Origin of the sequence: Gorillibacterium terrae (assembly GCF_051594785.1) — a bacterium.
Taxonomy (GTDB): Bacteria; Bacillota; Bacilli; order Paenibacillales; family NBRC-103111; genus Gorillibacterium.
This window is the reverse complement of sequence record NZ_JBPPGI010000002.1, coordinates 434,039-445,692: the sequence shown is the minus strand read 5'-3', so window position 1 is coordinate 445,692 and position 11,654 is coordinate 434,039. Positions and strand designations below refer to the sequence as shown.

Annotated in this window: 12 protein-coding genes; 5 read left to right on the top strand and 7 right to left on the bottom strand. The window is 59.0% G+C overall.

Annotated features, from left to right (window positions below; all coding sequences use genetic code 11):
• Positions 1-16 precede the first annotated feature (16 nt).
• The gene (locus tag ACSEXS_RS12110) at positions 17-1,567 is read right to left on the bottom strand and encodes a gluconokinase (protein ID WP_438433481.1); all 1,551 of its coding nucleotides are present in this window, start codon (positions 1,565-1,567) and stop codon (positions 17-19) included.
• Between the two features lie 165 nt (positions 1,568-1,732).
• Positions 1,733-2,329: a YkzI domain-containing protein gene (locus tag ACSEXS_RS12105; protein WP_438433480.1), complete on the bottom strand. Its 597-nt coding sequence runs from the start codon at positions 2,327-2,329 to the stop codon at positions 1,733-1,735.
• Positions 2,330-2,658: 329 nt separating this feature from the next.
• Here ACSEXS_RS12105 and ACSEXS_RS12100 point away from each other — a divergent pair, with 329 nt between their 5' ends.
• The 5 genes from ACSEXS_RS12100 (at position 2,659) to ACSEXS_RS12080 (ending at position 7,380) form a co-directional block, all read left to right on the top strand.
• Positions 2,659-3,426 carry an ABC transporter ATP-binding protein gene (locus ACSEXS_RS12100; protein ID WP_438433479.1) on the top strand — a complete coding sequence of 256 codons (768 nt, stop codon included), beginning with the start codon at positions 2,659-2,661 and terminating at the stop codon, positions 3,424-3,426.
• Positions 3,423-4,448, top strand: coding sequence for an ABC transporter permease (locus ACSEXS_RS12095; RefSeq protein ID WP_438433478.1), 1,026 nt, complete (start codon positions 3,423-3,425; stop codon positions 4,446-4,448). The genes ACSEXS_RS12100 and ACSEXS_RS12095 overlap by 4 nt, the downstream gene beginning before the upstream one ends.
• Before the next feature lie 13 nt (positions 4,449-4,461).
• Positions 4,462-5,136: a TetR/AcrR family transcriptional regulator gene (locus ACSEXS_RS12090; RefSeq protein ID WP_438433477.1), complete on the top strand. Its 675-nt coding sequence runs from the start codon at positions 4,462-4,464 to the stop codon at positions 5,134-5,136.
• A gap of 219 nt (positions 5,137-5,355) precedes the next feature.
• Complete coding sequence (locus ACSEXS_RS12085; protein ID WP_438433476.1) at positions 5,356-6,825, top strand: aminotransferase class I/II-fold pyridoxal phosphate-dependent enzyme; 1,470 nt, start codon at positions 5,356-5,358, stop codon at positions 6,823-6,825.
• Positions 6,826-6,966: 141 nt separating this feature from the next.
• Entirely contained in the window at positions 6,967-7,380 is a 414-nt protein-coding gene (locus ACSEXS_RS12080; RefSeq protein ID WP_438433475.1) for a DUF1885 family protein, read from the top strand.
• A gap of 121 nt (positions 7,381-7,501) precedes the next feature.
• Here ACSEXS_RS12080 and ACSEXS_RS12075 read toward each other — a convergent pair whose 3' ends face one another.
• The 5 genes from ACSEXS_RS12075 to ACSEXS_RS12055 all read right to left on the bottom strand — a co-directional run bounded on the left by ACSEXS_RS12075 (position 7,502) and on the right by ACSEXS_RS12055 (position 11,544).
• Positions 7,502-8,218 (bottom strand): ABC transporter permease, encoded by a 717-nt coding sequence (locus ACSEXS_RS12075; protein WP_438433474.1) that lies wholly within the window; start codon positions 8,216-8,218, stop codon positions 7,502-7,504.
• A complete protein-coding gene (locus tag ACSEXS_RS12070; RefSeq protein ID WP_438433473.1) occupies positions 8,218-9,063 on the bottom strand; it encodes an ABC transporter ATP-binding protein in 846 nt (281 codons plus the stop codon). The genes ACSEXS_RS12075 and ACSEXS_RS12070 overlap by 1 nt, the downstream gene beginning before the upstream one ends.
• A gap of 192 nt (positions 9,064-9,255) precedes the next feature.
• Positions 9,256-10,290 carry a LytTR family transcriptional regulator DNA-binding domain-containing protein gene (locus ACSEXS_RS12065; RefSeq protein ID WP_438433472.1) on the bottom strand — a complete coding sequence of 345 codons (1,035 nt, stop codon included), beginning with the start codon at positions 10,288-10,290 and terminating at the stop codon, positions 9,256-9,258.
• A gap of 172 nt (positions 10,291-10,462) precedes the next feature.
• Positions 10,463-10,816, bottom strand: coding sequence for a DUF1292 domain-containing protein (locus ACSEXS_RS12060; protein WP_438433471.1), 354 nt, complete (start codon positions 10,814-10,816; stop codon positions 10,463-10,465).
• A gap of 110 nt (positions 10,817-10,926) precedes the next feature.
• The gene (locus ACSEXS_RS12055) at positions 10,927-11,544 is read right to left on the bottom strand and encodes a stalk domain-containing protein (RefSeq protein ID WP_438433470.1); all 618 of its coding nucleotides are present in this window, start codon (positions 11,542-11,544) and stop codon (positions 10,927-10,929) included.
• Positions 11,545-11,654: the final 110 nt, after the last annotated feature.

The window sequence follows — 11,654 nt, the reverse complement described above, 5'->3', positions numbered from 1 at the left end:
CCTCATCCTTTCCGGTTTAAATGGATCGCTGCTTCGCCTGAAATTCGGCGATGGCGTCGAATTCCGGCAGAAGCCGCTGGTATAGCCTTGCGTACAAGCCCGTCAGCTCGCGGTAGACCTCCCGGTTATTCGGGTCGGGCTCATGGGCCCCGGCGGTTCGGGTCCACTCGCGGATGCCGGCCAAATCGGGAAATTCGCCCAGTGCCCAAAAGCCCAGATAAGCCGCCCCCACCCCGGAGCTCTCCACGCTGTCCAGGACGGTCACCGGCTTCTCCAGCACGTCCGCCAGCATCTGCCTCCAGAGGGGCGAGCGGGCGAACCCGCCGGAAGCCCGGATTTCGCCGCCGCTTCCGGTCAACTCCTCCAGGACGGCCGCCACCGAATGCAGCCGGTACACCACGCCCTCCATGACCGCACGGATCATGTGCTTCTTGCCGTGATTCATCGACAAGCCGAAGAACACGCCGCGGGCGTTGGAATTCCAATAGGGTGCCCGTTCCCCGAGGAGAAACGGCAGGAAGACGAGTCCCTCGCAGCCGGGCGGCACGTCGTGCGCCAGCCCGGTCAAGTAATCGTAAGGGTCCATCCCCTTCCGGCGGCCTTCCTCGGCCTCCAAGGTGGCGAGCACATCCCGCGTCCAGCGGAACATGATGCCGCCGTTGTTGATGGCCCCGCCCACCGTCCAGAGGCCGTCGGCCAGCGCGTAGCAGAAGAGCCGGCCCTTGGGATCGGCGAGCGGGGCCGTCACCGTCGTGCGCACGGCGCCGCTCGTTCCCACCGTGAGGGCCCAGGAGCCGGGCACGACCGCGCCCGCACCCAGGTTCGCCAGCGGACCGTCGGCCGCCCCCGCCACAAACGGGGTGTCGGCGTACAGGCCCGTCCGAAGAGCGGCCCATTCGGGCAGGCCGATCTCCTTGTGGTCGGCGGGCACCGGCTCGGACAACCGCTCGGGGCCGAGCCCTGCCGTTGACAAGGCCAGGCTGTCCCAACAGAGAGTATGCATATGAAGCAAGCCGGTGGCGCTCGCCGTGGAATGATCCACGACATAGCGGCCGAACAGGCGGAAGAAGACATACTCCTTGATGCCGATGAACTTGGCGGCGCGCTGGAAAATCTCCGGCTGCCGCTCTCTCAGCCAGAGCAGCTTGACGAGCGGCGACATCGGGTGAATCGGCGTGCCGGTCCGCTCGAACAGCTCCGGCCCGAGCTCGGATCGCTTAAGCTGCGCCGCGTGCTCCGCCGCCCGGTTGTCCGCCCAAGTCAGGAGCGGCGTGAGCGGACGGCCTTCTTCATCCACCGCCATCAGGCTGTGCATGGCGGCGCTGAAGGAGACGCAGAGAATCTCCTCCGGTTCGGCCGTGGCTTCCTGCATTAACTTCCCGATTCCGGTGAGGACGGCGTCCAGCATCCGGTCCGGGTCCTGCTCGGCGATCTCCGGAGACGGCGTATGCATCGGATAGAATTCGGAATGGGCGTGAAGAACGGTCCCCTGCCGGTCCACAAGAAGCGTCTTGACGCTGGTTGTTCCCATATCCGCCGCGATCACATATCGTTTCGGATTGTCCATGCTTCTCCCTTTCCCTATGTACCCCGTAATCTCCCCATCATGATATCACAGCTCCGCCCGCGATACCAACTGGACGGGGCTGTGGCGATCCCGCCTGCCTGCAACCCAAAAAAACCCGCCGGGCCGCTGATTCGCTCGCGGCCGTACGGGTTTCGCCTGGTTCCTTTACAATTCAACGGTGACCATTTCCTGCCGGAGCTCCTCCAAGCGCCGCTTGCCGGTTTCGATCCGTTTCGCGTCCCCGTCGGCCAGCGCTTCCGCCAGCGTGGCAAGCTCATAGTCGATCTCCAGCTGCAAAACGGGAATCCGCTCCTCGATCCGCCGAGACTTGATGGCGGAGGATACCTCTTCGCCGGTGATGGCCGACTCCTTCTCATACAGCACCTTGCGTTCGACCCCGTTGATCTCGACCATGCGGATGACCTCGCCGAACATAATATTCTCAATGACGATCTGCCGGTCCTTGAAGCGTTTGACTACCGCATGCCCCCGCGTGTCGTTAATCAGCTTCTCCATCAGGCCGGCGAGCCGCTCGTCGCGCAGGATGTAATTGCCGACGATCTTGAAGCGCTCGCCGATCCGTTGAAATTGCAGCTTCACCAGCTTGCGCCCCGAACGAATCGAGATGGTAAATTCACGGTCGCTTTCGTTCCAATAGAGGGAGTAGCCTTCCTGGATCAGATCCTTGATGAAATTGCGGATTAGCCGGCGGTCAAAGCGCACATCCAAGTTGCAGTATTCCACTTCATGACTTTTGTTCACGGCAATCCCTCCCATGGATTCGCGAGATGTGATGCTTTTCTCACTTTTAATCTGAATGTTCTGACAATTATTCGATTTCTTTCAGTTTATTATGAACCCGTCAATTTAGCAACTTGGATTTTCGACCATTTCGCGGAAGCTTGCCCGTTCGGCGTTGCCATTACTCTCAGCTTTGACGATTTTTCGGAATCTATTCCTGTGAAAATGAGAGACCAAGAAAAAAAGATTAAAAGTGAGTGATTACTCACTTCTGTTACCGCGCTTCCGGTGTTAAACTGAATTCAAAGGGTCCTGCACAGCATCCTCCCCCCAATAAGGAGATGAAACTGATGGACGCATCACCCGCTCTTTCCGATTCGTTATCCGATTCGTTAACCGATCCGGCCATCCGGGTTCAAGGCGTATCCAAAAGCTACGGCAAAAAGGAAGTCCTGCACGGTATCGACCTCGATGTCCGGCGCGGAGAAATCTTCGGCCTGCTCGGCCCTTCCGGCTCGGGCAAAACCACGCTGGTCCGCTTGATGACCGGCATCGACCGGGCAGCGACGGGAGAAGTCCGCCTGCTCGGCGAACGGTTGCCCAAGCTGTCCCTGTTCCGGCAAATCGGGTACATGGCCCAATCCGACGCCCTCTATCTGGAGCTGACCGGCAAGGAGAACCTGGAGTTCTTCGCTTCCCTGTTCGGCATGAGCGGCTCCGTCCGCCGCAAGCGGATCGAAGAAGTCATGGAGCTCGTGGATCTCACGCCGCATCTCGACAAGCCCGCAGTCGCCTACTCCGGTGGAATGCGCCGCCGGCTCTCGCTGGCGGTTGCCCTGATTCATCGTCCGGCTGTGCTCCTCTTGGATGAGCCGACGGTGGGCATCGACCCGGTTCTGCGCCAATCCATCTGGCAGGAGCTGTATGCGCTGCGGAGGACGGGAACGACGATCGTCATCACCACCCATGTCATGGACGAAGCGGACAAATGCGACCGGCTCGGCATGATCCGGGACGGCTCCCTGATCGCCGTCGGGTCCCCGGCGGAACTGCTGGAACGGGCGAATGCCGCGACGATCGAAGAAGCGTTTCTTCATTACGGAGGTGTCCGCCCATGAGAGTCCGCGCCCTTGTCCTGCGCATTTCCCGGCAGCTCCTGCACGACAAGCGCACCCTCGCGCTGATGTTCGTTGCCCCGCTGGTGCTGCTTACGCTGGTCTCGTTCATTTTCAACGGAGCCACCTATGAGCCCAAGCTGGGAGCGGTTGAGCTTCCGGCCGCTTTCACGGAAAAGCTGACGGCGGCCGGCGGCGACGTTCAAAGCTATGATGCCGCCGGGGCGGAGGAAGCACTGAAGAGCGGCAAGCTGGACGCGACGATCCGCTTGGAGGGAGCGTCGCCCGTCATTCGGCTGGAGGGCAGCGATCCGTCGCGGAACAAGGCCGTGCTGCTGCTCGTGCAGAAGGCTTCGCAATCCCTTCAGCCGCAGAGCACCGCGGCAGCGCCGAAAATCAGCTATTTGCACGGCTCCGAAGCTATGGTGCCTTTCGACAGCTTCGGCCCCGTGCTGGTCGGCGTGTTCTCCTTCTTCTTCGTCTTCCTGATCGCCGGCATCTCCTTCCTGCGCGAGCGCACCGGAGGCACGCTGGAGCGGCTCATGGCCTCTCCCCTGCGCAAGTGGGAAATTGTCGCGGGCTACATCCTCGGCTTTGGCTTGTTCACGGCGGTGCAGTCCGTGATTGTCGTGATCTATTGCGTGAATGCGCTCGGCCTGATGATGGTCGGGTCGTACGGCTATCTGCTGCTCATCACCCTGCTGCTCACGCTCACCGCTTTGTCGCTCGGCATTCTGCTGTCCTCCTATGCGTCCAACGAATTTCAGATGATCCAATTCATTCCCATCGTCATCGTGCCCCAAGTCTTCTTCTCGGGCTTGTTCGATCTCGACACGATGGCGCCCTGGCTGCGCTGGCTGAGCACGATCATGCCGCTCAAATACGGAGCCGATGCGCTGCGGAACATCATGATCCGCGGCAAGGGCTGGGGCTCGATCGCCGTGGATGTTTATATTCTCGCCGGCTTGTCCCTTCTCTTCATGCTGCTGAACGTGCTTGCCCTGCGCAAGCACCGCCAGGTCTAAGGAGGCCGCCGAAATGGACCGACCCCAATCCGATCCGTCGTCCGTCGAGGAGCTTATCCGGCAATGGACGGCGGACGGAGAACCGAAGAAAATGACCGAGAAACAGCGGCGGATTCTGGACAGCGCCATCGAGCTGTTCCTGGAAAAAAGCTTTGCCGCAGCTTCCACCAGCGAGATCGCCCAACGCGCGGGCGTCGCCGAAGGCACTATCTTCCGCCACTTTAAGACCAAGAAGGATCTGCTCTATTCCATCACGGTTCCGATGCTGCTCCGCCTGCTCCAGCCGGTGGCGATCGACGATTTGACCGAGCTCCTGGATACCTCATTCGCGAGCTTCGAGGACTTCCTCCGGTCCGTGCTCCGCAACCGGTATGCTTTCGCCCGCAAGCATCTGCCAATCCTGCGCATTCTGCTGCAGGAAATCCCCTTTCAGCCGGAGCTGAGGGACCGGTTCTTCTCCACGGCCGTCGAGCAGGTCGGGGAGCGATTGACCCGCATCATCGTCCACTTTCAAGAGAAGGGCGAAATTGCCCGCCATTTTTCTCCGCCGACGGTAATCCGATTGTGGCTGTCCGTATTCGCAGGCTTTGTCGCGACCCGTCTCCTGCTTCGCCCGGAGGCCGAGTGGGACGACGAAGCCGAGATCGAGGCCTGCGTCCGGTTCGCTGCGAACGGCCTGAAGCCTTGACCCCTGGAATCCCAAAGCCGTACCTCCCGGTTTTTTCCGCGGGCGGACGGCTTTTTTGGGCGCGCCCAATTTGACATTTGCCCAAAATATGTTCTTGATTCCTGGCGCGTTTCTGCTATACTCTTTTTGTTTGGCCGCTAAGGCCGTTCGCCACTAAAAACCGGGCAGCCGCACTTGCAGACGGAACACTCTGCCCAGGGAAAGGATGAGATGACTGATATGGATCAACGCACGACTCCGCTGTTGACCGCGCTGCGCAATCACGCGGACAGCAACCCCGTTCCCTTTCACATTCCCGGACACAAAAAAGGGGTTGGGATGGATCCTGAATTCAGCGAATTCATCGGCAGGAATGCCTTGTCCATAGATCTCATCAACATCGCCCCCTTGGATGATCTTCATCAGCCGACGGCGGTGATCGCCGAAGCCCAACGGCTGGCTGCGGAGACCTTCAAGGCCGATCAGACCTTTTTCTTCGTGCAGGGCACGAGCGGCGCCATCATGACCATGATCATGTCCACCTGCTCCGAAGGCGACAAGATCATCGTGCCGCGCAACATTCACAAGTCCGTCATGTCCGCGATCATTTTCGCCGGCATCAAGCCGATCTTCCTGTCTCCGGTACGGGACACGAACCTCGGCATCGATCACGGCATCACCACCCGTTCGGTGAAGAAGGCCCTCGAGGCCCATCCCGACGCCAAGGCCGTGCTCGTCATCAATCCGACCTACTATGGCGTATGCGCCGATCTGAAGGAGATCGTCGATCTGGTCCACAGCCACGACCGGACTGTACTGGTCGACGAAGCCCACGGTGCGCTGCTGCCCTTTCACGACGACCTCCCCATTTCCGCCATGGAGGCGGGAGCGGATATGGCCGCGACGAGCATCCACAAGCTGGGCGGCAGCCTGACCCAGAGCTCCGTGCTCAACATCCAGGGCTCGCGGATCAACCCGAAGCGCGTCCAGACCATCATGAGCATGCTGACGACCACGTCGACGTCTTACATCCTGCTCGCTTCGCTCGATGCCGCCCGGCGCAATCTGGCCATCAACGGTCAAGCGATGGCGGACCGCGCCATCCGGCTTGCCCAGCATGCCCGCCGTTCGATCAACGAGATCCCCGGCCTCTACAGCTTCGGCGAGGAAATCCTCGGCACGGAGGCGACCTTTGACTTTGACCCGATGAAGGTCAATATTCTGGTACGGCATTTGGGGATCACCGGCTACGACGCCGAGAACTGGCTGCGCGAGCATTACAACATCGAAGTCGAGCTCAGCGATATGTACAACATTCTCTGCTTCATCACGCCCGGCGACACGGAAGAGAGCGTGAACCTGCTGGTGGAGGCGCTCCGCCACATGTCGGAGCTGAATTACAACATCAAGACCGCCAACGAGCTGATCGTCACCGTTCCCGGCATTCCGCAGCTGTCGCTCACGCCCCGCGACGCCTTCTACGGCGACACGGAAGTCGTGCCGTTCAAGGAATCGGCCGGACGGATCATCGCCGAATTCATCTATGTCTATCCTCCCGGCATTCCGATTCTCCTCCCCGGCGAAGTCATTTCGCAGGAGAACATCGATTACATCACCGAGCATGTCGAGGTCGGCCTGCCGGTCAAAGGACCGGAGGACCGCACGGTGCAGCAGGTGAAGGTGATCGTGGAGACGAAGGCCATCTTTTGACCGTTCTTCATAGCTTCAGCCCAGGCAAGCGGCCTGGGCTGTTTTTTTACTTCCGGAACACCCGTTGGCATACCGAATGTGGCCATTTTGTGATAGGATGAAGCCAGAACCGACCATTCCTCCAAAGGCAGGTGTCCGACCATGGCACAAAATGCTTATGTCGAATTGGTAGAAGGCTCCTCCGCTCCCGGACTTACCTTAGAAGAGCTCCGCGGTATTCTGGAGCATTACCGCGCCCAGCTCGCCGAGACGGGCAAGCAGCTCGGTTGGGGCTATGAGCAAGCCGCCTTTCCCTACACCATCGAGCCCGGTCCGCTCGACGGCTGGCTTACACTGGCCGGTACCGCGCCGCAATACCGGACGATTCATATCGGGCTCGGCAGCCGAAGCGTTGAGGACCGGGTTCGCTCCTTCGTCCGGATCTCTCTGCCCGCCGGCTCAACCCACGGCGACAAAGGCAAAGCCAACGAGCTCAGCAAATACCTGGGCAAGAAGCTGAAGGCCGAGGTTCATCTGCTGAACGGACGGACCATGTACTTTAATCCCCGCAAATAGAGCCGCCGAATCCCGTTCCATCGTCGGCTCCGTATGCGGCAAACAGGCGCTCCCTCCGCCCGGTCTGCGGACGTGAAGCGCCTGTTTTTTATAGCTCAATTCCGATTGCCATTCCCCGCAATCAGCGGTCCAGCCCGTTGCGCCGGAAGACCAGCACAAAAGCTCCCAAGCCGATGAAGATCCAGAGCACGAGGCCTCCGATTCGCAGCAGCCCGTCGCCGCCGATTCCGCCGCTCTCGACGAGCCGCTCCATCAGCACGTTCAGATGATAGTTCGGCAGCAGCCAGGCGATCTTGCCCATCGTCGCATTCAAGTCCGCGAACATGGGAATCAGGAAGAAGATGAGCAGGATCGGCATACCGACGACCCCGGTCGCCATTTGGTTCGGGGCAATGAGCCCAATGATCGCTCCGACCGCCACCATGGACAGGCTGACCAGGACGGTCGCCAGCAGAAACCACCCATACACCCGCGGCTCAACCCCGACGATGAAGAAGATCAGGGTGTTCAGGATCGTTGAGGTTAACAGGGTGAAGAGGCCTTTTCCGAGAAAAAACTCCAGCGGCGAAACCGCGGACAGCATCAGCGTGCGCAGTGTCTGCTTCTCCTTCTCCTCCGCGATCAGCATCGCGATGACGAAGCAGGTGACGAGGGTGAGGCTCATCCCGACGCACATGGCGAGAAGATCCGCCTTGGGAAAAGAATCGTCATAAATCATGGAGTACAGCCAAGCGAAGAACAGCGGCAAGACGCACATGAACAGGACATTGAGATTTTTGCCGAAATCCTTGAGTTCTTTCTTTAATAAAGCACGAACATGCCTCGCAGTAAATTCCATCACAGTTCCCTCCCCGTCAGATTCAGGAAGATGGTTTCCAAGCTCGGTTCCATCGAGTGAACCGCCTTGACCTGGCCGGAAGCCATCCACGCCTGCAGCTTGCTTCCGCCCTCCGCATCGTTGCGGATGAACACCGGTTCCGGCGTGTCCTTCAGAAGCACCTTCACCGAACGGTCCGAATATTTCAGCTTCAGCTCGCCGGGAACACCCAGCTCGACGACCTCGCCCGCATTCAAGAACGCGACGCGGCGGCAAAGCTTGTCCGCCTCCTCCATGTTGTGCGTGGTCAGGAAGATGGTGGTGCCTTCCTTGTTCAAGGCTCGCAGCAGCTTGTGAATCTCCAACGTATTGGCCGGATCGAGCGATGAGGTCGGCTCGTCGAGGAACAACAGCGATGGTTTATGCAGGATGCTCCGCGCGATCATCAAGCGCTGCTTCATGCCGCGGGACAGCTTCTTGGCCTCTTTCTTTGCGTACTCCGCCAAGCCGACTCTCTCCAAGAGCGGGCCGATCTCCTTGCGGTCCACGCCATGAATATCCGCGAACAAGGCCAGGTTGTCATAGACGCTCAACCGCTCATACAAGCCGCTGGTATCGGACAGCAGCCCGATTCGGTTCGAGATCCGGCGGATGGCCCCCTCTTCGCTCTGACCCATCACCCGAACCTCTCCCGAGCTCGCACGAAGCTGACCGGTCAACAGCTTGATCGTCGTGGTTTTGCCCGCGCCGCTTGGACCGAGAAAACCGAAGATCTCGCCTTCCTCGACTTGAAAAGTAATGTTCTGCAAGGCGACATGCGCTTTGAATTCCTTGCGAACGGCTTGCATGGATAAGATCGTGCTCATCCGTATGCCCCCATTTCTTTCGGTACCTGGCCGTTATCCGGCTCGCTGAACCCAGTATGGCAGGAACCGAAGCGGAGCGCCATAAAATCGCCGCAAACGGAGTCGGTTGACGGTTGAATGGAGGTGATATGGCCTTGAAAGGAGCAGCCCAAGCCCCAAATGGAGCCGATTTTCCGCCGAATGGAGCTTGTGTCAGAGCCTCAGGATTTCTTTCAGCTCGTCGAGCCGGCCCTTCGAGAGTGGAATCGAGCTCTTGCACCGGTCGTCGAGGCTCAGGCTGTAGCTGTTGCGGGTGAAGGTGACCACTTCCTTCAGCCGCTGGAGATTCACGAGGTAAGACCGATGGCAGCGGAAGAAGCCAAAATGCCGCAGGCGTTCCTCCAGCTCCGTCATCGAGAGGGCGCAGGGAAAGCGGTCTCCCCGAACGCTCAGTGTGCTGGCCCCCGTCTCGCTCTCGACGAAGTCGATTTCCATCGGGTCGAAGAGCAGAATCCGATCCTCGAGACGCGCCGGGATTTTTTCGATCCGGTACACCGGGGCAACCGGTTCGGCCGCAGCCGAGAGGGATAGCGCTGCTTCTGCCGGCGGGGTCTCCTCCAAACCGGTCTGCAGCTCGACGAGGCCGTCGTCATCCAGCCGATAGGACTGGCCGCCCATAAGCAGCGTGTCCCGAAAAAACGCCGACATGTTCACCACGCAGGTCCCCTCTTGGGACAGCTGCTCCAGGTTATCCAGCAGGATTGCCATGTTCTCCCGGTCCATATTCAGATTGGGCTCCTGAAAGAGCAGGAGCATTGGTCGCTTTATCCGCTCCCGGGCCAGCGCCAGCCGCTTGCGCTGGCCGCGGTTCAACTCGTGGATTTTGACTTTCGCGCTGTCGAGCAGTGCCAGCCGGGCCAGTACATCCCGGACGTCCACCGAATGACCCGCCAGTTCGGCGAAGAACCTCACATAGGCTTCCACCGTCATCTTCGGATAGAAGCTCTCCTGCCGAAAGATGACGCCTACCGTTCCAGCCCGGGTTTGCAGAAATTCCCGGTTATCCATTCCGGCGAGCAAGATGCTCCCGCGATTTTGCCATTCGGTTCCCAGGATGAGGCCAATTAACAGGTCGCTTATTGCATCATCGCATTCGAGGCTCACCCGCTGTCCCTCGGCCGCGTTCAGGTTTAAATCTCGCAATTCCACCCCATTGGTCTTCTTGTACACATTTCGGAACTCCAGCATCGTTGCGAATTGCTCCTCCCATTTCCCGATCCGTGTTGGCCTCTCGCCTACTCCTGATTCTAGCGGGCTCCTCCCGACTCATGCAAGACTTTTTTCCCAAATGACGGCATAACAAGAACCCCCCCATGACAGGGGGGGTTCACGTCACCGCGGCCGCAGTGCCGAGGTTGATTTATTCAGCTTCTTGGGCGGCAAGCTCGTTGTACACGGCGACGACGCGTTGCCATTCGGCATCGTCCTCAATGCTCACCAGGAAGGCTTCGTCGTTCTCTTCCTCAATGCGGAAGATGATGCCGTCGGCTTCCGGATCATTGCGGTCCAACAGGACGGCGTAAGCCTGGTCTTCGGATTCGAACTGGAAGACCATGACCATCTCATGCTCTTTGCCTTCTTCGTCCGTTACCAGGAAAATGGCTTCATGTTCGTCATCGTGATCATGATCGTGGCCGCAGCTGCATTCGTGCTCATGATCGTGCTCATGGGCGTGGTCGTGGCCGCAATCATGGTTATGGTTATGTTCGCTCACGATATCTCCTCGTTTCTGTCGATTGGGATTTGGTACTCGTGTATCGTATCACAAGTCCACAACAAAAGAAAAGCCGTTCTTTCGCAGCGGCTTTTCTCTCGGAAGCTTGTTTAATTCGAGGTAATGGTCTTCTCCGAGACGACCGTAAGCTCTCCTTTGTACTGGAAAGCAAACTTAACGACATAATCGCCCTTTTGGGCAAAGTTCACGTTAACCTTCCACAGGTACCAGAACGATTCGTCCGAATTGGGCGGCACTTCGTTGACCGTCTTGGAAGCAACCGCTTCTCCGCTCGGCGAGTAAACCGTAATCTTAAAGCCCTCTACCGGCAGCGTAACCCCGGCCGCGTCGACAAATACATAAAAATCGCCCGCCCGGCCTTGAGCCACCTTGGAGAACGGCTTACGGATCGTGGTGAGATCGTCGGCCACATCCTGGGCAAACATCATGTGCACATCGGGACGGTTCAAGTCGACCGTCTGGGTCGCCGGGTCCCACTTCACAAGCGTGTGCAGCGATTGGGCTACATAGCGCAGCGGAAGCATGGTCCGCTCTTTCATTAGAACCGCAGGGGTATCGTTGTCCCCAACTTTCACCTCTGCGCCATCCAGACGCAGCTTCACTTTAGAAAATCCTTCGTAGTCGCCCCACTGGGATTCTGCATAGACGCTGGCGCCGAACAGCAGCGAGAAGGTGGTTAACAGGACCAGTAACCGCTTGGCCTTCATCTTGTCCTTCCCCTCCATCAAATCTGTTTCATTCTGATAGTTTATACTCCGATGGAGGACGGGAGTTGCGAGCGGCCGCCAAAAAATGTTGCAGAAAATCCGGAGGTTTT